Genomic DNA, 18,789 nt, shown 5'->3' with positions numbered 1-18,789 from the left:
TGATGTAATGAATCATCAATATACCGGTTACTTGCGTAGCAAACTGTTGCTTCTTCGTTAAGCGACCCTTTTTACCACCCCAGCGCATCCTTGACAAAGGGAATAGTGACCGAGCGTTGTTGCGCGAGGGCCATACGGTCAAGGCGGTCCAGCAGCGCCATCAGCGCCCCAGGGCTGCGCTCGCTGCGCAACACGATATAGTGAGCTACATCCTGCTCAATCCGCAGCCCACGGGCCTTGGCTCGCTCTTGCAACACTTTTTGCATATCACCATCTTCCAAAGGGCCAAGCCTGTATACCGGCCCGGCGGCCAAGCGGGTGGCCAGATCCGGCAGCAACAGGCCGGCAGCGGCCGGAGAGGCATTTGCGGTCACCAGAAGGCGCCCGCCCTGCGCCATCAGACGGTTGTAAAGGTGAAACAGGGCTTCTTCCCAGGCCGGATCGCCGGCAAAGCGCTGACAATCATCCAGCGCCAACAGATCGAATTGTTCCATGGCCTCCAGCACCGCCGGCACCAGCGGCAGTAGCTCGCTGGCAGGCAACAGGCAAGCATCCATGCCCTGCTGCTGGGCCAGACGAACCGCCCCTTCCAGCAGGTGGCTCTTGCCCTGCTGTTCCCCGCCCCAGATAAAGGCCTGCCGGTCTGCACCCAGCACCACTTCACGGACACCGGCCAGCGCGGCCCCGTTGGGGCCGGAAAGGAAGTTGGAGAGGTTATTTCCCTCACGCAATTGCAGCGCCAGGGGCAGCTGTGCGCTCATGGATCAGGAACGCCAGCAGTAGCGCCACTGCGGCCCGGCGACCGACTCGTCCGGGCAGGGGCGCAATTGTCGGGAAAGCTCCAGCAGGCTACGTAGCTGGGAATCGCTGGCACCGAAATCCAGGCCGAAAGTCACGCCCTGATCAGTGGTCTGTACCAGCGAAACGGCCCGCATACCACTCAGCCCTGCCAGGAAAGCCTGGAGTTGATGCCAATCAGCGAGCGTTTCCACCTGCTCGACCTCCAACAAGGTGAGCCGCTCGGAAGCGCTGCTGGCCACCGCATAACGTTGGGCGAGCTGATCGGTCACCGCATCCACCAGCGTCGTCACCGCCTGCTCAGCGGAGGCACTTTTCTCACGGCCCTGGTCCAAGGTCTTCTTGCCCTGAAGCACACGCCAGCTCACCGTGGCCGGCGAGCCTTCATATAAGACGGCAGCGACAACAAGCTCATGGGGATAACGGTCGGAAGCGGACAGCAACTGATTATCGAAACGGCCGCGGACATCCGCTACGGTGACCGCATTGCGGTCTTGGCTGTCCCATTCGGGCACTACCAGGGAAAGCCCCCGACGCCGGGCTTCGCCAACCAGGTGGTCGCGCAGTTCATGCTCTCCCGCCACCATGTCTCCACGGCCGGCTCCCTGCTCTACCAACCAGATCAACACCTTAGGACGGGGAAAGCCCCATACCGGCGCCCCTGCTGCCGCCATGAAATCCATCAAGCCGCGAGTGTCATAGCGGACCATCAGTTGATCACCGTCGTAATCGTAGCGAGTGACCCAACGATCCAGCTGCGCCAGAGCCTGCTCTAATACCGGCTGCTCAAGCACCTGTTGTTTGCCACTCAGGCGCACCAGCATGTCCTTCAGCCCTTGCTGCAGAGCCTGCTGGCGCTGAGCCTCGCCACGGCTTTCCACCGTCAGCTCCACTGTATTCAGAGACTCTGCCTGAGCCACAAGGGCCAACCCCAACAACAATGCCACCATTCCAAGAAAACGCATGACCGCCCATTCCAACCTGAAAATTCAAGCGCGCTATTATCACTGATAACCCGCCGGGACGCGAGACGACTGAAAGCAGAGAGAGTGCAATCGCGCAAAGGTTTTCTACTGGCACCGCGTGAGGCGCGTCGCCAGCGGCAATTCTGCCGGTTTGGCTGGAAAGATAGCCCCCTCACCCTTAAAATACGCGCCTTCACCAATCCGGAGCCCCCCATGACCGATCAGAAACGGCCGCTGACTTACCGTGACGCCGGTGTCGATATCGACGCTGGCAACGAGCTGGTAAAACGTATCGCCCCCGTGGCCAAACGCACCCGCCGTCCCGAGGTGCTGGGCGGTCTGGGCGGTTTTGGCGCCCTCTGCGAGCTGCCCAGCCGCTACAAGAACCCGGTTCTGGTAGCCGGTACCGACGGGGTTGGCACCAAGCTGCGCCTGGCCATTGATACCGGTCGCCACGACAAGGTAGGCATCGATCTGGTGGCCATGTGTGTCAACGACCTGATCGTGGGTGGCGCCGAGCCCCTGTTCTTTCTCGACTATTACGCCACCGGCAAACTGGATGTGGACACCGCCACCAGCGTTGTCACTGGCATCGGTGAAGGCTGCGAAATGGCCGGTTGTGCCCTGATCGGTGGTGAAACCGCAGAAATGCCGGGAATGTACGAGGGCGAGGATTACGATCTGGCCGGCTTCTGTGTCGGCGTGGTGGAAAAAGATGGCGTGCTGGATGGCAGCAAGCTCCAGGCCGGCGACAAACTCATCGGCCTCGCGTCCTCCGGCCCCCACTCCAACGGCTATTCGCTGATTCGCCGCATCATGGCCCAGTCCGATATCAACATCGAGCTGGAAGGCCAGCCCCTGATGGAGCATCTGCTGGCACCCACCCGCATCTATGTCAAACCCCTGCTGAAACTTATCGAGCAGGTGCCCGTGCATGCCCTGGCACACATCACCGGCGGCGGCCTGCCGGAAAACCTGCCCCGGGTGATGCCGGACAACACCCGTGCAGTTATCGACACCCGTAGCTGGGAATTCCCCGCCGTATTCAAGTGGTTGCAGCAAGAAGGCCAGGTCCCGGCTTTCGAGATGTACCGCACCTTTAACTGTGGTGTCGGCATGGTCATCGCCGTCCCGGCGGATCAGGTGGATGCCACCCTGGCATTGATGGAAGCCGAAGGCGAAGTCGCCTTCCTGATGGGTGAAATCCAGGCCGGCGAAGGGGAACCGGGAGTGGTGCTGGAAGGCCTGGCAGAGTGACGCACCGCCTTGCTGTTCTGATCAGCGGCTCAGGTACCAATCTGCAGGCCATCATGGCGGCCATTGATAGTGGCCGCCTGGATGCACAAATCGCAGTGGTACTGTCCAACCGTGCCGATGCCGGTGGCCTGAGCCGTGCCCAGCATGCCGGCATTGCCACCGAAGTACTGGATCATCGCCAGTACGACAGCCGGGAAGCATTCGACCAGGCAATGATCACCACCCTGGACCGTTACCAGCCCGGCACGGTGGTCCTGGCCGGTTTCATGCGCATTCTCTCTGCGCTGTTTGTCCGCCACTATGCCGGCCAGCTGATCAACATCCATCCCTCTCTATTGCCCAAGTACCGAGGGCTCCATACCCATGCCCGCGCTCTGGAAGCCGGCGATCAACAGCATGGCTGCTCCATCCATTTCGTCACCGAAGAACTGGATGGCGGCCCGCTGATCGCCCAGGCCCCGCTGGACGTCCTTGCGAACGATACCGTTGATTCCTTGTCCAAACGCGTACAACAACGCGAACACCTGCTTTATCCTCTGGTGTTGCAATGGCGTGCTGAACAGCGCCTGGAACTGAATCAAAACGGAGTCATGCTGGATGCCAAACCTCTCCCCGAACAGGGGTTTCAACTGGTCTAGCAGTCTGTTGCTGACATTGGCCCTGGTGGCTCCGGCCAGCCATGCTGCGTCACCGGTTGCGCCTTTTTCTCTGGATTACAGTCTGAAGAGTGAAGGCATTCCTTTCACCGTTACGGCCACACGTACCCTGAAACCCATGCAGGACGGCCTGTGGAAAATGGAAGTGCAGGCCAAAAACTGGCTGGGCGAAATCCGCGAAACCACCCTGTTCGACTGGCAACAATGTATTCCCGAAAGCACGTTCTATGGCTACTACCGTCGTGGCCTGGGGCGGGTCAAGGAAGCCAAACTACATCTGGACCGGGAGGCCGGGGTCGCCGCCAGTGAACGCACGGATAAACCCACGCGCAACTACCCGATCACAGATCAAGCCACGGACGAACTCTCCGTCTCTCTGGCCCTGCAATGCTCTCTTCAGGCAGGCCAGCGTGACATCAAACTGCAGGTTGCCGATGAGCGCTCCATGGAAGCACACCGCTACCGTGTAGTCGGCGAGGAACATCTGAATATTGACGGCAAGCAGGTAGAGACAGTAAAAGTACAGCGCCAGCGCGGCACCAACAGCAAACGGCAGACCTACATGTGGTTTGCACCGCAGCATGATTATCTGCTCGTCCAACTGCTGCAGGAAAACAGTGATGGCGACCACGTGATGAAGCTGCAATCTATCGAGGGAGACTAACGGTGCGACGGATTATTCTTGCCTTACTGGTAGCCGCCAGCAGCGTAGCCGGTGCCGAACCACTGGCTCCTTTTGCGGCCGAATTCCGCATTTATGTGAACAAGCTGCCCACCCCGGTCAAGGCCGACCTGGTACTGGAACCGGCTGAAGGCAAAGACTATTACCGCATGCTGTTGAAGGCCAAATCCTTTCTGCTTACCAACACCGAAGAGAGTTATTTCCACTGGCGCGACTGTCAGCCCCGCACCAACCAGTATGTCCATGAATTCAAGGGCTTCGGCCAACACCGCTACCACCATATGGATTTCCAGTGGAACCCACCCATGGTCCACAACGAATCCGAGGACGATCAGGAAAGCCTGGAAATTCCGGAAAACACCCTGGACGAGCTAACCATTCTGCTGCGCGGGCGTTGTGTGTTTGCTACCGGTGACAAGGCCTACAAAGTCACCAGTGTCTACGGTGACAAGCTGCGCACCCATCATTTCGAGATCATCGACCGGGAAGTGATCGATACGCCCATGGGCGAAATCGACACCCTGCTGGTGGAAAAAAAGCGCGAAGGGGACAGCAAGGAGAAACGTCGCACCCTGTTCTGGGTGGCGCCAAGCCTGGACTACATGGTGGTCAAGGCCAGGCACATTGAAAGCACCCTGCTCAAGGCAGAATTGATCATGATTGATTACGACGGCCCGGATCTGCCGCCGTCGTCCTAGCAGCCCGCCCCCCCTCTGTAGGAGCGTCGCTGGCGGCGCGATAGTCCAACGCCTGAAAAGACGGATTTACCACAGAGGGCACAGATATCACTGAAGGAAAGAAAGGGTTTGCTCTGTGCTCTCTGTGGTGAATTTTTTTTGACCGACCCTGCTATCGACACGCCTACGACAAGGTGAGAAGCTGGCTTCAGGCCCGTGGCAGGGTGACACCGCGCTGGCCCTGGTATTTCCCGCCCCGATCCATATAAGACGTTTCACACACCTCATCGGACTCGAAGAACAACATCTGCGCCACACCTTCGTGGGCATAAATTTTTGCCGGCAGCGTAGTGGTGTTGGAAAACTCCAGGGTCACATGGCCCTCCCACTCCGGCTCCAGCGGCGTCACATTGACGATAATGCCGCAGCGGGCGTAGGTGGACTTGCCCAGACAGATGGTCAGCACATTACGGGGAATGCGGAAGTATTCCACAGTTCGTGCGAGCGCAAAGGAATTAGGCGGAATAATGCAGTAGTCGCCTTTGATGTCCACGAAGCTGCGCTCATCGAAAGCCTTCGGGTCTACCGTAGCGGAATGAATATTGGTGAACACCTTGAATTCATCCGCACAGCGCACATCGTACCCGTAGCTGGACACACCATAGGAAATCATTTTTTCGCCATTTTCATCCGCGCGGATCTGTCCGCTCTGAAAGGGCTCAATCATGCCCTTCTCGGCGGCCATGCGGGTAATCCAGCGATCCGATTTAATCGTCATTGTTGCGCCTCAAAATTCCGGGGTGGTTGGCGTTCAAGCAGATAATGGTATAGACGCCGAACGCCGGGCGCCAGATGTGGGGCGCCGCTAATTCGGCCCCGACATGTGGCGTTTGTTCAATGCTGCGTCACCTTGGGAAACGCCCGCTTGCCGCCTTCCGTCAGTGACAGTCTCGCTGCCAGCCGACGGGCAGCCTGGCGGTACAGGCCTGCCTCCTCGCTGTCCGGGCAGGCCGCCACCATCGGTTCACCGCTGTCTGCCTGTTCGCGGATACGCAAGGACAGCGGCAGGGCCGCCAGCACTTCGGTGTGATACTCACTGGCCATCTTTTCTCCACCGCCCTGGCCAAACACATGCTCATGATGGCCACACTGGCTGCAGATATGCACCGCCATGTTCTCAACGATGCCCAGCACGCGGATATCCACCTTGCGGAACATCTCCACGCCCTTGATGGCGTCCAGCAGGGCAATGTCCTGGGGCGTGGTAATCACCACCGCGCCGGCCACCGGAATTTTCTGGGCCAGAGTCAACTGGATATCACCGGTACCTGGCGGCAAATCCACCAGCAGATAATCCAGATGATGCCAACGGGTCTGCTCCATCATTTGCACCAGAGCACCACTGGCTTTCGGGCCACGCCAGACCACCGGGGTCTGCTTGGTGGTCAGATAGCCCATGGACATGGTCTGCAAACCATAGGCATCCACCGGCACAAAGTACTTACCTTCGAGTACCTCCGGGCGGGTACCGTCTGGCAACCCCAGCATCAGCGGCTGACTAGGGCCGAATACGTCCGCATCAAGCAGCCCCACCCGGGCGCCTTCCGCCTGTAAGGCCAATGCCAGATTCACTGCCGTGGTGGACTTGCCAACGCCCCCCTTGCCAGAAGCGATGGCAATCACATTGGCCACCTGGTCCATGGCCGGCAAGCTGCTCTGAGCGCGATGCGGAATAATCTTCGCCGTCAGATCCAGGGCCAGCTCACGCCCTCCCAGCACCTCGCTCACATGCTCCCGGATCTGGGTCATTAGGTGCTCACGGATACCGTCAATCGGAAAACCAAGAACGATTCGGGCGTGGACGGTGCTGTCATCCACAGTCAGTGATTCAATGGCATCCACGGACGTCAGGCTGACACCCAGATCGTCGGGAATAAAACCGCCCAGTTGCTGTCGAATGCGTTGCTCGGCTGAACTCATAATGGCCTCCGTTTCGAGAGGTGCGATGATAGGGGCTAAGCCGTTAACAACCAAGCCACCTTCGCGGAAGTTATTCGTTGCACAAACGCGAACCATGGGGTGGTTATCCCGCTGTAAATGCGCAAAATAGAGTGCCGATTGCACGGCAGTACAAGGAGAGTCCATGAAACGCATCACCGCCGCATCCCTAATCGCCCTGGGAGCATTGAGCCTGACAGCCTGCAACGATGCCCCCCATCTTATCAATCACGGACCTGACAGCATCACCGTGTCCGGCAGTGGCGACATCTCAGCGCAACCGGATATTTTCCGCGTGGTAGCGACTGCCAGCGAACAGGGCGACGACATTGCCGCCATGAAATCCCGCGTCGACGACACCGTAGCCGATATGCTCGACCTGGCGGACGACCTGGATATTGAGGAAAAACAGGTGCGCGCCAGCGATCTGCGCGTTCAGCCGCAATGGCAATACCAGCCGGAGCGTAAACTGATCGGCCATCAGGTAAGCCGTGACGTCACCTTCCGGGCCAATGGCCTGGACACCTATACCCAGCTGCTCGACGGCCTGGCCAAGCAAGGTTTGCGGGATATTCGCCCGGCCGGCATCGAAGTCAGCAACGCCGACGAGCTGGCCAATCAGGCTCTGGAGAAAGCGGTGGCAGATGCCCGCCAGCGGGCCAGCATCATCGCCGAGGCCGCTGACCGGGAGCTTGGCAAGGCTATCCAGATCCAGGCCCAGGATTTCCAGCCCCCGCAACCGGTAATGATGATGGCACGGAGCGAGAAAAGCGGTAACGCCGACAGCTACCGGCCCGGCGAAACCGATATCACCGCCCGGGTCCAGATCACCTTCGAACTGGACTAGGGCCTGCTCCCACTAATTCCGAGGCCCCTGTTGCGGCCCAAAATGCGCCAATCTAGGCGCGAGGAGAGATGTTTGGTGTCTCCAAATGAACGACGAGCAACAACGAGTGGCGCATTTTGGGCCTCAACCCGAAGGGCTGGGCCCTTTTTCCGTCCAGCAGCCCCAACCGTTACTTATGTAGAACAACTACACCGCGCACCGGTTGGAACTACTGGACAAAAAAATGACTCCAGCAGGGGCCACGGAATTAGTGGGAGCAGGCCCTAATGGATCGCCTCGGTCAGATCTGCAGCGCCGCGCTGCAGCAGTATCTTGCCCACGGTGAAGCCCGGGGGCTGGATATCGCTGCGGCGCTGGATACCGCAGCGCTGGATGCGGAACGGGTCCGCCAGCCGGACGCTCGCATTCCCGGTGTCAGCTTCCAGACGCTGCTGCACACTCTGATTGATCACTCCCGCGACCCGCTCTTCGGCCTGCACACCTCCGAGTTTGTCCAGCCGGGCTCCTATAATGTGATGGGTTACATCGCCATGAGTGCCGGCACTCTCCAGGAAGCCCTGTCCAAGGTCAGCCTCTATGAAAAGCTGGTGGGCGATATGGGCACCACCGACACCCGCATTGACGACAACCAGGCCGCCATTCGCTGGGACTGTCGCTACAGACAACAACCCGCTCGCCAACACCTGATAGACAATGTGCTGGGCTCCTGGATCCGCTACGCCCGCTGGCTGACCGGCAATGACCAACTGGCCCCCGCCGAAGTCTGGCTGGAACATCCCCGACCCAGCCCCGCACTGGTGGAGGAATACCAGCGGGTGTTCCTCTGCGAGGTGCGGTTCGCGCAACCCTGCTCTGCCCTGATCGGTCCGCCGGACCTGCTGGAACAACCGATTCGCCAGCCGGACCCGCTATTGCTGTCGACCCTGGAAGCCCACGCCATTCAACAGCTTCACCAGCTGGGCGTGGAAACCAGCCTGGCCCAGCGGGTAAAACAGTGCATTCAGGATGCCATTGGCCATTCCCTGCCGCGCAAGGAAACCATCGCCGAACGGCTGGGTATGAACGTGCGCACCCTGCACCGTCGGCTCGCCGATGAAGGCCACAGCTGGCAGAAACTGCTGGACCAGGTGCGACTGCATCAGGCCCGGCAATTACTCTGCCAGAGCCCGGCCCCCCAGGCAGAAATCGCCGAAGCCCTGGGCTACTCGGATATTCGGTCATTTCAACGCAGCTTCAAGCGACATACGGGGATGACCCCTGGCCAGTTTCGCACCCAACAAAAGCCGGATTTGTAGGAAATCACTTACACGCTTTGTCGGCTTTCTCTTATGCGCATTTACTTATAGCCCCGTTCAGTGTCTACCTCACCGCCGCTGGTCGTTATCGCTTTGCCCATACCGCCAGCGGTTGACTACAACAGTTCCCAAGGGATCACGAAGTTCCCTCAAACCACCGGCTATGCCGGTTTCGGGAACCGTTACAGGGACGCACCATGAACCGAAAAATTTCCGTCAGCGGCCTCACCCATGACTCAGCCAGCGCCTTTGTCTCCATGATGGGCATCATCAATGGCCACTGCAGTGTCATCTGGGAGAATGCCGACCCGGGTCAGGCCGACGTACTGCTGGTGACCGCCAAAGATAGCCCTCGCGCCACCTCCAGCAAGAGTGACAAACCCTGCATCCTGGTTTATCCCAGCTCCCAGGACCGGCCCGACGCTCCCTTTACCCTGTCCCATCCATTCCGGGCCATGAATATGATCCGGGTATTGGAAGATGTGGCACGGGCGCTGCCCGGCTAACTGCCCCACCCCATCAGCTTGCGCTGATCGCCTGTTAGGCAATTCTGCCCATATAAACGCGGCCTTTTCTTTTCGGCCGCGTTCTTTTTGTCCTACAAAGCCTTAATTCTCCCCATGGGTCATGGCTATACTGACATCAGCTAATGACAACAATGAGCGGAGACCTGCATGAAAGGCACTCTCAAACAACTGGATCGGGCCATCGAGCACGCTGAAACCTACGAAGAGTGGTACGAAGCCAGCCGCGAACACGACCGTCTTTCCGGTGCGGACGAATGGAAAGAAATTGATCGCTCCCCCCATTATGACTACGAGCTGATCCGCAATCGCCTGTGGCAGATTCGCCAGGCCCGTGAACGCAATGACGTCAACAAGCTGGTGTTTCACCTGCACGAAGGCCTGCATGGCAATCTGGGCAACATTTCCAACCCGCGCCTCTATCAACAAACTCGCGTGGGCACCAAACGCCTGATCGAGAATTATCTCGAAGAAGTCACCATCGCCCTGAACTACCTGTGCGACACCAATTTCAAGGAGTTCGGGCTCAAGGAGAAACTGGATTTCTTCGAAACCACCGGCCAGGCCTTCGGCCAGAGCTGTCTGATGCTCTCCGGTGGCGCCGCTCTGGGTCTGTTTCATATCGGTGTGGCCCGCTGCCTGTGGGAACAGGGGTTGCTACCTTCGGTGATCTCCGGCTCCAGTGCCGGCAGCATCATTGCCTCCGTTGTGGGCACCCACAACGATGAAGAACTGAAACTCAAACTGGAACCGGAAAACATCTACCTGGAAGCCTTCAAGGTGCTGGGCTGGAAGGGCATCATCCGTGGCACCCCGGTGCTGGATGGCGACCACCTGGAAGCCTGCCTGGAAGAAAACATCCTCGACATGACCTTCGAGGAGGCCTACCGGCACACCGGCCGCGAAATCAACATTACCGTCAGCCCTTACGACCGTAATCAGCATGCCCGTCTGCTCAACTGGCGCACCTCGCCCAATGTGCTGATCCGCAAGGCATCACTGGCTTCCTGCGCGATTCCCGGCATCTATCCACCGGTTTCCCTGTGGGCCAAGAATATTGATGGCGAGCGGGTGCCCTACATTCCTGGTCGCAAGTTCGTGGATGGCTCCATCGTCGACGACCTGCCGATCCGCCGCCTGTCCCGACTCTATGGCGTCAACCATTCCATCGTCAGCCAGACCAACCCCCATGTGGTGCCATTCCTGTCGCGTAACGAAAATACCGACAGCTCAATGAGCACCCTGGCGGACTGGGGGCTGAAAAATGTCTCCATGAATCTGCGCTACGCCCTGCAACTGATTCAGCGCAGGGTGGAATCGAACGACGTGGGGCTGATGTTCGACAAGGCCAAGAGCATGGTCACCCAGAAGTATATCGGCGATATCAACATGATCCCGCCACGCCAGCCCATGAATGCCTTCAAAGTGCTTAATAACCCCACCTTGCAGGATGTTCGCAACTACATCCGCAAAGGGGAAAAGGCGACCTGGCCCAAGCTCGGCATGGTGGCCAACACCACCGCCATCAGCCGCACCTTCCGCGACTGTCGCGCCCGCCTGGACCGTATCGAGGAACGCATGCTCGAACAGGTACCGATGACCGCCGTCTGAGCCCTACCCTCTGCCCCGTGGCTCATCGAGCCCGGGGCAGATCGGCCCAGCGGGTGGTATAGGCCGGCGATAAATGGGCTCGGCGCATGGCCCAAACACACCGTTCATTCTGGTTCATTCCCCGACCCGCCAGCCATACCTTGCCCTTGCCGCTGCTGTTGATGGTATCCATCACCTGCATTAACGCCTTCCCTTTCTCCGCGTTTTCGTCTTCCCGAAACAGGGTGACCTGCTCACGCCCCGCCGGGCCCAGGTCCGTCAGCATGACGCCCGCCTTGCCATAGCGATAACCGGCCTGCCAGAGGGCCGTTACCATCTCCACCGCATGGTGCACCATCACCCGGGTATCTACCGTGGCTGGCGACAGACTTGTTCGGCCAGAATCGGGGAATAACTGCTGCGGCTTGCCCATCGGCGCTGTGCGGAGATAAACGCTGATGGCACCGGCACTGAGCCCTTCTGCCCGCATGCTTTCCGCCGCCCGGGCGGTGAAATCACTGACCGCCTGCCGCACCGCTGCCAGCGATGCCACCGGCTCACCGAAAGAGCGGGAATGGATAATCTGCTGACGGGGTTCCTGCCGGGCTTCCAGGGGCAGACAACTCTCGCCGTTCAACTCCCGTACTACCCGCTCCTGAACCACCGAGAACCGCTTGCGGATCAGACGATAGTCGGCACGGGCCAGATCCAGAGCCGTCTCGATCTCCATATTATTCAAACGCTGCCCGAGGCGCCGACCGATACCCCAGACCGCCGAGACCGGTGTACGTGCCAGCAGGCGCTCACGCCACCGCGGATCTGTCAGCACCAGCACGCCCCCAGTCTGCGGGTACGTCTTGGCGGCATGGTTGGCCAGCTTGGCCAGGGTCTTGGTGGGTGCCACTCCCACACACACCGGCACACCCACCCACTTGCCTACCCGTTCGCGGAGGGCCAACCCCAGCGGCTGAAGCTCCTCAGGTTGCATCAGGGACAGATCCAGAAAGGCCTCATCAATGGAGTACACCTCCACCGCCGGCACCAGGGTAGCCAGTGACGCCATCACCCGCCGGGAGAGATCCCCGTAGAGCACATAGTTGGAGGAGAACACCGCGACCCGGTGCTTGCGAATCAGATCCCGAGCCTCGAACAATGGCATGCCGGTTCTCACCCCCAGCGCCTTGGCCTCGGCAGAACCAGCCACGATGCAGCCGTCATTATTGGATAGCACCACCACCGGCCGCCCTGCCAGATCCGGCCGGAAAACGCGCTCACAGGAGGCATAGAAACTGTTGCAATCGACCAGGGCAAACATGGCACTCACCGCCGGGGCCGGGCCACCGGCCGGTGTGCATGAAGGGAAAATGTCACCACACCAAACAACTCCCACTCCTGATCCGCCAGCGGTATCGCTGCATAGCGGGGGTTACGTGGCATCAGCATGGGCTGTGGCCGCAGCCGCAACTCCTTCACGGTGAACTCCCCATTCAGCGACGCCACCACCACATCACCGTGAGATGGCTCCAGGGAGCGGTCCACCACCAGAATATCGTCCGGGAAAATCCCCGCTTCCCGCATGGAGTCCCCCTCTACCCGAAGCAGAAAGGTGGCCTCCTGCTGGCCAATGCATAGCTGGTTCAGATCCAGCGGCGCCTCCATATAGCCCTGGGCCGGGGACGGAAAACCGGCAGCAACACGTTCGGAGAAAAAAGGCAGCGCAGTCATGGGACACCACAGGAAAGATAACGATGGGGCCATGCTATCAAATACTGTCTTTATGTACAGTTAAATGACATTTCCACACCATCGATACCGGCACTGACAGAACACACAGCAAGGTAACAAAACGCAAAGAAAGGCATATCCAAACGCCGCCATGGCTGCCTTAGGGTTGGACTAACAATGCCGTCATCAGGGTGTAGTCATGATGCTTGAAGGTAACCCGGGCTGGATGTCCGACTTTCTGGAAGAAATGGGGCTGCCGGCCAGCGCCGCGTTTCAGGGATATGTGCTCTATCATCGGGAAAGTGACAGCTTTGTCGCCGATGCACCCGACCCGTCCTTTCCCCATTATGTGAAGCCTTGTGCCTGGGCTCACCGCTACCCTTACATCATGCTGGCACGGGACGCTGCCATGGACATGGAGGATGGCATGCAGGTGCAGGTGCTGTTCCGGCTGGGCGGACAGTTTCTTGCCTACCCGATCTGAAAACGCCGGATCCGGAAAAACAAAAAGCCACCCGATGGGTGGCTTTTTTTGATATGGAGCGGGTGAAGAGAATCGAACTCTCGTATGCAGCTTGGGAAGCTGCCGTTCTACCATTGAACTACACCCGCTTGAACAACCGGCAATATAGTCAAAAGGATGCGCCTTGGCCAGCGCTGATGTGAGCAGATACGCCATCATGACGGGTTTGAGGTTACACTGCGGGACAGATCAGAATGACAAAGAGGAGCGTGGCCATGCCAATGGCATTTGTGAGTGGGGCCCGGGGGTTTCTCGGTGGACACATCGTCGACCAGCTGCTGGAAAAAGGCTGGGACGTCACTGCGGTTATACGGCCACGCAGCGATGCCGCGGCGCTTCAGGCCAAAGGCGTTCAGGTCGTACAGGCTCCGCTGGATAATGCCACCGAACTGGCACTGGTGATGCCGGCAGCGCCGGATGCCGTCTTTCACGTGGCCGGCAATACCAGCCTGTGGCGGCGTGGCAACGCGCAACAGTACAGAGATAACGTACTGGGCACCCGGGCCATGGTCAGCGCGGCACTGAAAAACGTGGCGGGCCGATTTGTCCATACCTCCTCAATCTCCGCCTGGGGCATTCAGGACACCCCCATCAACGAACAGACGCCCTCCAATGCAGCTAACGACTGGATCGGCTACAACCGCAGCAAGTACCTCGCCGAGCAGGAAATAGAGAACGGTATCCGGCAGGGTCTGGACGCGGTGATCCTCAATCCCTGCGGCATTATCGGCGCCGGTGACACCCATAACTGGTCGCAGATGATCAAATTGATCCAGGACGGCAAGCTGCCAGGGGTGCCACCGGGCGGGGGCAACTTCTGTGCCGTTGAAGAGGTGGCCAAAGCACACCTGGCGGCGTTGGAAAGCGGCCAATGCGGCGAGCGCTATATCCTGGCCGGGGTGGAAGCCAGCTTTCTGGAACTGGTACAGACCATTGCCGGACAGCTCGGTAAAAAAGCCCCGTCGCGAACCGTGCCCCCGGCGGTATTGAAACTGGCCGGACAGCTATACCCCATCGGCAGCCTGTTTACCGGTAATGAGCCTCGGCTGACACCGGAAAAAGTGGCGCTGGTCACCAGCCGGGTACATGCCGACGGCAGTAAAGCCGTCCAGGAATTAGGCTTTAACGATCAGGTGCCACTGGCCACCATGATCGCAAACTGTATTCGCTGGATGGTGCAGGAACAACGCCTGTAAGAACGAAGTGGGTGGTTCGCCATGCACAAGCATGGCGCCTGCAGAAAACCGTTACCGGGAAAAGACATCTGCCCGGCAATGCCCTTTTCCTGATTTAGACCACCGCCCGGTATACCCGAAAACGCGTGGTTTCCCCTGCCACCTGCACATGGGAAAAAGCATCGTCCAGCCACTGGGCATAAGGCAGCTCGCGGTTCGCCACCAACCACATTACCCCTTCCTTGTTCAGATAGGCTGGCGCCTCGGCGATCAATCGGCGGGTGATATCGGTGGTACGCTGGCGCCGGTCATGGAACGGCGGGTTGGTCACGATCATGTCCACCCGGCCGGCCAGTGGGGAAAACAGATCGCCGCCAGTCACGCGGCCCTGCAAGCTGTTGCGAGCCAGGCTCGCAGTTGTCGCAGCGACCGCACAGGCACTCACGTCCACCGCCTGCACCTTCCACCCCTGGCTGGCCAGGCTGGCACTGATCACACCAGCACCGCAGCCCATGTCGATCATGCTTCCCCGTCTGGGCAAGCGGTGTTCTGCCATCAGATCCAGCAACAACCGGGTGCCCTCATCCAGACGGCCATGGCTGAATACGCCCGGGTAGCTGACGATTTCCAGCTCACCCACCGGAATCACCTCTCCCCAGGCCGCCAGGGTCTGCGTTTCTCCCGGCTGTAGCTGCCCGCTATACAGCTTGCAATGGCGGGCACTATCCACCAGTACCGCATCATCCACATGTGCCTGCAGATGTTTCAGTGCCCCGCGGATGCCGCCCTTCGCCGGCCCGATCAACCACAACTCCACCGGCTGACTGATTTCGCCAGCCAGCCAGTTGAGCAAAAACCGCAAGCGGTCGATGGATTTGGGCAGAGGCAACACCAGCAGGTCCACCTCGGGTGGCACCGTCGGTGCCGGCGCCCATTGCTGGGCGCCCACGGTGAAATCATCCGCATGCAACTGCAGCTGGGCATCCACATCCAGGCTTTTCAACGCCGGGTCGTTGGCATCGATCACCAGCACCTGACGGCCCGACAGAGCGCCAGCCTGGCGCAGTAGCAATTGTGTCGTGTTTTCCATAGCAGCAAGCCCGAACCGGCGGAGTAAAGTGCGCCGCAGTATAGAGCAGCAGGCGTTTTCATGTCAGGCATAACGCACTCTCAGACTTTTGTACCAGCCTGCAAGTTTTACACATTCCGCACGCCAAAGAGTCTGCCGCACCGGTAGAATTGGAACGTTGACCCGACGATGTGGAGGCTCAAATGGTTAGCGCTGCACCCTGCATTCGCGCTGTAACCTATTTTCGCGCTGTGGCACTGTTTAGCTGTTGCCTGTTTTCTTCGTTGGTAGCCGCCGCTACGGATAGCGGCGTCTTCCGCCAGGCACTGGACGCAGCACGCAATGATGACTGGAATACTCTGACCCGACTGGAAAAACAGCTGGGCGATGATCACCCCCTGCAAGCCTATCTGGATTTTCATCGGCTGCGCGCGGCCCTGCCCGACCTGGCACCGGAAAAGATAAACGACTACGCCCGGCGTTACCCCGATTCCCCGCTGCCAAACGACATTCGCCAGCTGGCCAACGTGGCTTATGGCAAGGTGGAAAAATGGGACGCCCTGCTGGCCGTCAACAGCAACGAGCCTTCAGCCACCGCGCGTCAGTGTTATTACTACCAGGCCAAATTGGCCAACGGTGACGATAGTGCCCTGCAAGCCGCTGCCGACATCTGGGCCAGCGGCCAGTCACGCCCAAATCAGTGTGATCCCCTGTTTGATCAGGCCCAGGCAGGCGGCGTCATTGATGATGCGGCAATCTGGGAAAGACAGCTGCTGGCCTTCAAGGCCAACAGCCATGGCCTGGTTCGTTACCTGGCCAGAAAACTCGAGGATACGGATTACGACACCGCCAGTGACTGGCTGGAAACCCTTTATCGGCATCCCGACAAGGTGGACAACCTGCCCACCAACATCAAACCGGAACAGCGTCAGCAACTGCTGGCCGCCGCTATACATCGCTGGGCCTACAAGGACACCGTTAAGGCACGGCAATGGTTCGATGACCACAGTCGCCGTCAAGGCCTTCGCGATGACGCCATGCGGGAAGACGCCGGCCGGCGCATCGCCTGGTATTCCACCATTCGAGGTATTGAAGAAAACCGCCAATGGCTGGACAACTGGCTGACGGTCAACCCGGATGCGGAGCTGCTGGACCAACGTGCCCGCCGCACCATCATCGAACAGGACTGGGACAGCGCGGAACTGTGGATTACCCGTTTACCTGATAGCGAACAGCAGGATTCGCGCTGGCTCTACTGGCGCGCCCGGGCACTGGAAGAACTGAACCAGCCTGACCAGGCCCGTGCCCTCTACCGGCAAGCCTCCAGACACAGAAACTTCTTTGCCTTTATGGCCGCCGACCGCCTGGGCGAGCCCTACCATTTCTCCAATGCCCAGGTGCAACCGTCCGCGGATTTCACTCCCCCTCAGGCTATCGCCCGTGTACGCCTGCTGCGCGAGCTGAACGAGGATTACGCGGCCCGTCAGGAATGGCTGTGGCTGATGTGGCACAACGATGATGCCAACGTCCGCCAGCTTGCCCAGCATGCGCTGGAGCAACACTGGTACGATCTGGCGGTACAGGCATCTATCCAGGCCAAGGCCTGGGATGTTCTCGCCTGGCGTTTCCCGCCTGCCTATCAGCGCGAGTTTGAACAGCAAGCGCAAAGGCATGATCTGGACCCCTGGTTGGCCATGGCCGTGGCTCGGCGGGAAAGTGCCTTCAATCCCCAGGCCCGTTCACCTGTCGGCGCCATGGGGCTGATGCAACTGATGCCGGGCACCGCCCGTAAGGTTGCCAAAGATGCCAACCTGGGCCGCCCCACCACCAACACCCTGCAAAACGCTGACTTGAATATCCAGCTCGGCAGCCGCTATCTGGCGGAGCTGCTGGACGAGTTCAAAGGCAACCGAGTACTGGCTCTGGCGGCCTATAACGCCGGTCCGCATCGGGTGAACAACTGGTTGAGGGAAGAGGACGAGGCGGTGCCCGCCGATGTCTGGATTGAATCCATTCCCTTCCGGGAAACCCGGGATTATGTCCAGGCCGTGCTCACCTATCGGGCCCTGTTTGTTGGGCTACACGACAACCAGGCACGCACCTCACAACTGCTCACCGAAAAGGAAAGCCAGGATCTGTATTCGGTATCGATGCTGGATTGAAAGGATATGAGCTTCTAGCTACGAGCTACTAGCTTCCAGTAAAAGAACCTGTTTTTAGGTTTTTACGCGCAGCTCGTAGCTAGTAGCTGGTTTCTTCTCAATCCAGCTGGCGGATGTGGTAATCCAGCCGGGCGCGAGCATCGCGGGTGCTGAGGGACTTGGTGGCTTCTACCCTTCTGCGCAGATGAATACTGCGGGCCGGTTCCCGGGTAAAAGCGATAATCGCATTGTGGCAGTCACTGCATGACAGCCGGAAACGGCTGGCATAGCCAGCCATGGCTTCATCCGTGGCAGCGGGACTTTCCCGGTATTCCTTCCAGTCACCAAAGTTCATCACCAGGGTACCGCTGGCCGACAGATTGTCCGCCAGGCATTGCAGCCACGCCTTGTCCGCCGGCACAGCCCGGCTGACTTGCTGATTGCTGGGCGCAAACAGGTCTTCGATGATCAGGTCGAACGGTTCCCCCTGATACGCCTGCAGCCATGCCTGGGCATCGCCCTCATAGGTCTCCACGCCGAAAGCGTCCATGCCAAACACTTCACGGGCCACCTGCAAGTGGGCAGCGTCCAGCTCCACGGCAACCAGCGTTTCAGGATTCAGTAACTGGCGAATGGGCGGGATCAACGACCCGCCCCCCAGGCCCAGCACCAGCACCCGTCGGAACCGGGAGGGCTCGTGCAGCAGGGCCGGCAACCAGAGCAGATCCCAGACACTGCCGGTGAGCAGGCGTTTGGGGTGAAACTCGGAGTGTTGTACGCCATTGGCATAAAGCCGCAGGGTTCGACCGGCACGGCGCACTTCGTAATGCACCCCCTGCAGCTCGGTTTTCCAGATTAGCGCCACAC

Annotated in this window: 19 protein-coding genes and 1 tRNA gene; 11 read left to right on the top strand and 9 right to left on the bottom strand. The window is 59.4% G+C overall.

From position 1 onward, the window contains the following. Positions 1–71: 71 nt before the first annotated feature. Together hda and B3Q33_RS11825 are read right to left on the bottom strand one after the other, a co-directional pair. Complete coding sequence (gene hda, locus B3Q33_RS11830) at positions 72–761, bottom strand: DnaA regulatory inactivator Hda (protein WP_035249589.1); 690 nt, start codon at positions 759–761, stop codon at positions 72–74. Positions 762–764: 3 nt separating this feature from the next. Continuing rightward, on the bottom strand, positions 765–1,763 hold the full coding sequence (locus B3Q33_RS11825) for a DUF2066 domain-containing protein (RefSeq protein ID WP_272962986.1): 999 nt from the start codon (positions 1,761–1,763) through the stop codon (positions 765–767). 213 nt (positions 1,764–1,976) lie between these two features. Here B3Q33_RS11825 and purM point away from each other — a divergent pair, with 213 nt between their 5' ends. Genes purM through B3Q33_RS11805 form a run of 4 tightly spaced genes read left to right on the top strand, consistent with a single transcriptional unit; the run spans position 1,977 to position 5,056 of the window. After that, positions 1,977–3,020 carry a phosphoribosylformylglycinamidine cyclo-ligase gene (gene purM, locus B3Q33_RS11820; RefSeq protein ID WP_035249585.1) on the top strand — a complete coding sequence of 348 codons (1,044 nt, stop codon included), beginning with the start codon at positions 1,977–1,979 and terminating at the stop codon, positions 3,018–3,020. Then, entirely contained in the window at positions 3,017–3,658 is a 642-nt protein-coding gene (gene purN, locus B3Q33_RS11815; RefSeq protein ID WP_035249583.1) for a phosphoribosylglycinamide formyltransferase, read from the top strand. Before purM ends, purN begins: the two co-directional genes overlap by 4 nt. Positions 3,659–3,665: 7 nt before the next feature. Continuing rightward, entirely contained in the window at positions 3,666–4,340 is a 675-nt protein-coding gene (locus B3Q33_RS11810; protein ID WP_232222123.1) for a DUF3108 domain-containing protein, read from the top strand. A 2-nt stretch (positions 4,341–4,342) separates the two neighbouring features. Next, entirely contained in the window at positions 4,343–5,056 is a 714-nt protein-coding gene (locus B3Q33_RS11805) for a DUF3108 domain-containing protein (protein ID WP_035249580.1), read from the top strand. A 187-nt stretch (positions 5,057–5,243) separates the two neighbouring features. Here the strand turns inward: B3Q33_RS11805 and dcd are convergent, their stop codons facing one another. Together dcd and apbC are read right to left on the bottom strand one after the other, a co-directional pair. After that, positions 5,244–5,813: a dCTP deaminase gene (gene dcd, locus B3Q33_RS11800; RefSeq protein WP_035249579.1), complete on the bottom strand. Its 570-nt coding sequence runs from the start codon at positions 5,811–5,813 to the stop codon at positions 5,244–5,246. 116 nt (positions 5,814–5,929) lie between these two features. Continuing rightward, a complete protein-coding gene (gene apbC / locus B3Q33_RS11795) occupies positions 5,930–7,015 on the bottom strand; it encodes an iron-sulfur cluster carrier protein ApbC (protein WP_035249577.1) in 1,086 nt (361 codons plus the stop codon). A gap of 163 nt (positions 7,016–7,178) precedes the next feature. On the opposite strand from apbC, the gene B3Q33_RS11790 reads away from it, so the two are divergent. The 4 genes from B3Q33_RS11790 to B3Q33_RS11775 all read left to right on the top strand — a co-directional run bounded on the left by B3Q33_RS11790 (position 7,179) and on the right by B3Q33_RS11775 (position 11,310). After that, complete coding sequence (locus tag B3Q33_RS11790; protein WP_273009451.1) at positions 7,179–7,880, top strand: SIMPL domain-containing protein; 702 nt, start codon at positions 7,179–7,181, stop codon at positions 7,878–7,880. Positions 7,881–8,146: 266 nt separating this feature from the next. Then, positions 8,147–9,175 (top strand): AraC family transcriptional regulator, encoded by a 1,029-nt coding sequence (locus B3Q33_RS11785; protein ID WP_273009453.1) that lies wholly within the window; start codon positions 8,147–8,149, stop codon positions 9,173–9,175. A 197-nt stretch (positions 9,176–9,372) separates the two neighbouring features. After that, entirely contained in the window at positions 9,373–9,681 is a 309-nt protein-coding gene (locus tag B3Q33_RS11780; protein WP_273009455.1) for a hypothetical protein, read from the top strand. A 168-nt stretch (positions 9,682–9,849) separates the two neighbouring features. Continuing rightward, positions 9,850–11,310, top strand: coding sequence for a DUF3336 domain-containing protein (locus B3Q33_RS11775; RefSeq protein ID WP_035249570.1), 1,461 nt, complete (start codon positions 9,850–9,852; stop codon positions 11,308–11,310). Between the two features lie 22 nt (positions 11,311–11,332). Here the strand turns inward: B3Q33_RS11775 and umuC are convergent, their stop codons facing one another. Beyond that, positions 11,333–12,604 carry a translesion error-prone DNA polymerase V subunit UmuC gene (gene umuC, locus B3Q33_RS11770; protein ID WP_273009457.1) on the bottom strand — a complete coding sequence of 424 codons (1,272 nt, stop codon included), beginning with the start codon at positions 12,602–12,604 and terminating at the stop codon, positions 11,333–11,335. A gap of 5 nt (positions 12,605–12,609) precedes the next feature. After that, entirely contained in the window at positions 12,610–13,047 is a 438-nt protein-coding gene (locus tag B3Q33_RS11765) for a LexA family protein (RefSeq protein ID WP_035249566.1), read from the bottom strand. 166 nt (positions 13,048–13,213) lie between these two features. On the opposite strand from B3Q33_RS11765, the gene B3Q33_RS11760 reads away from it, so the two are divergent. Continuing rightward, on the top strand, positions 13,214–13,498 hold the full coding sequence (locus tag B3Q33_RS11760; protein WP_035249563.1) for a hypothetical protein: 285 nt from the start codon (positions 13,214–13,216) through the stop codon (positions 13,496–13,498). Between the two features lie 54 nt (positions 13,499–13,552). On the opposite strand, the gene B3Q33_RS11755 is transcribed toward B3Q33_RS11760, so the two are convergent. After that, positions 13,553–13,626, bottom strand: a tRNA-Gly gene (locus B3Q33_RS11755). 126 nt (positions 13,627–13,752) lie between these two features. Between B3Q33_RS11755 and B3Q33_RS11750 the strand changes: the two genes are divergently transcribed. Beyond that, positions 13,753–14,733 carry an SDR family oxidoreductase gene (locus tag B3Q33_RS11750; RefSeq protein WP_273009459.1) on the top strand — a complete coding sequence of 327 codons (981 nt, stop codon included), beginning with the start codon at positions 13,753–13,755 and terminating at the stop codon, positions 14,731–14,733. 94 nt (positions 14,734–14,827) lie between these two features. Here the strand turns inward: B3Q33_RS11750 and B3Q33_RS11745 are convergent, their stop codons facing one another. Further along, complete coding sequence (locus tag B3Q33_RS11745) at positions 14,828–15,802, bottom strand: methyltransferase (RefSeq protein ID WP_272962992.1); 975 nt, start codon at positions 15,800–15,802, stop codon at positions 14,828–14,830. 182 nt (positions 15,803–15,984) lie between these two features. Here B3Q33_RS11745 and B3Q33_RS11740 point away from each other — a divergent pair, with 182 nt between their 5' ends. Further along, the gene (locus B3Q33_RS11740) at positions 15,985–17,943 is read left to right on the top strand and encodes a transglycosylase SLT domain-containing protein (RefSeq protein ID WP_273009461.1); all 1,959 of its coding nucleotides are present in this window, start codon (positions 15,985–15,987) and stop codon (positions 17,941–17,943) included. Between the two features lie 97 nt (positions 17,944–18,040). On the opposite strand, the gene B3Q33_RS11735 is transcribed toward B3Q33_RS11740, so the two are convergent. Next, complete coding sequence (locus B3Q33_RS11735; RefSeq protein WP_035249555.1) at positions 18,041–18,787, bottom strand: class I SAM-dependent methyltransferase; 747 nt, start codon at positions 18,785–18,787, stop codon at positions 18,041–18,043. Positions 18,788–18,789 lie beyond the last annotated feature (2 nt).

Source organism: Alcanivorax sp. UBA3183 (genome assembly GCF_002364155.1).
GTDB classification, from domain to species: Bacteria; Pseudomonadota; Gammaproteobacteria; order Pseudomonadales; family Alcanivoracaceae; genus Alcanivorax; species Alcanivorax jadensis.
The sequence above is the reverse complement of the archived record's forward strand: the minus strand, read 5'-3'. Positions and strand labels throughout refer to the sequence as shown.

Bases quoted from the DNA above. Each gene is read 5' to 3' on its own strand.
- B3Q33_RS11765 (WP_035249566.1), bottom strand. From the start codon at position 13,047: ATGGCCCCATCGTTATCTTTCCTGTGGTGTCCCATGACTGCGCTGCCT.
- dcd (WP_035249579.1), bottom strand. From the start codon at position 5,813: ATGACGATTAAATCGGATCGCTGGATTACCCGCATGGCCGCCGAGAAG.
- B3Q33_RS11750 (WP_273009459.1), top strand. From the start codon at position 13,753: ATGCCAATGGCATTTGTGAGTGGGGCCCGGGGGTTTCTCGGTGGACAC.
- B3Q33_RS11825 (WP_272962986.1), bottom strand. From the start codon at position 1,763: ATGCGTTTTCTTGGAATGGTGGCATTGTTGTTGGGGTTGGCCCTTGTG.
- B3Q33_RS11785 (WP_273009453.1), top strand. From the start codon at position 8,147: ATGGATCGCCTCGGTCAGATCTGCAGCGCCGCGCTGCAGCAGTATCTT.
- B3Q33_RS11780 (WP_273009455.1), top strand. From the start codon at position 9,373: ATGAACCGAAAAATTTCCGTCAGCGGCCTCACCCATGACTCAGCCAGC.
- purM (WP_035249585.1), top strand. From the start codon at position 1,977: ATGACCGATCAGAAACGGCCGCTGACTTACCGTGACGCCGGTGTCGAT.
- B3Q33_RS11740 (WP_273009461.1), top strand. From the start codon at position 15,985: ATGGTTAGCGCTGCACCCTGCATTCGCGCTGTAACCTATTTTCGCGCT.
- B3Q33_RS11775 (WP_035249570.1), top strand. From the start codon at position 9,850: ATGAAAGGCACTCTCAAACAACTGGATCGGGCCATCGAGCACGCTGAA.
- hda (WP_035249589.1), bottom strand. From the start codon at position 761: ATGAGCGCACAGCTGCCCCTGGCGCTGCAATTGCGTGAGGGAAATAAC.
- B3Q33_RS11745 (WP_272962992.1), bottom strand. From the start codon at position 15,802: ATGGAAAACACGACACAATTGCTACTGCGCCAGGCTGGCGCTCTGTCG.
- umuC (WP_273009457.1), bottom strand. From the start codon at position 12,604: ATGTTTGCCCTGGTCGATTGCAACAGTTTCTATGCCTCCTGTGAGCGC.
- B3Q33_RS11760 (WP_035249563.1), top strand. From the start codon at position 13,214: ATGATGCTTGAAGGTAACCCGGGCTGGATGTCCGACTTTCTGGAAGAA.
- apbC (WP_035249577.1), bottom strand. From the start codon at position 7,015: ATGAGTTCAGCCGAGCAACGCATTCGACAGCAACTGGGCGGTTTTATT.
- B3Q33_RS11790 (WP_273009451.1), top strand. From the start codon at position 7,179: ATGAAACGCATCACCGCCGCATCCCTAATCGCCCTGGGAGCATTGAGC.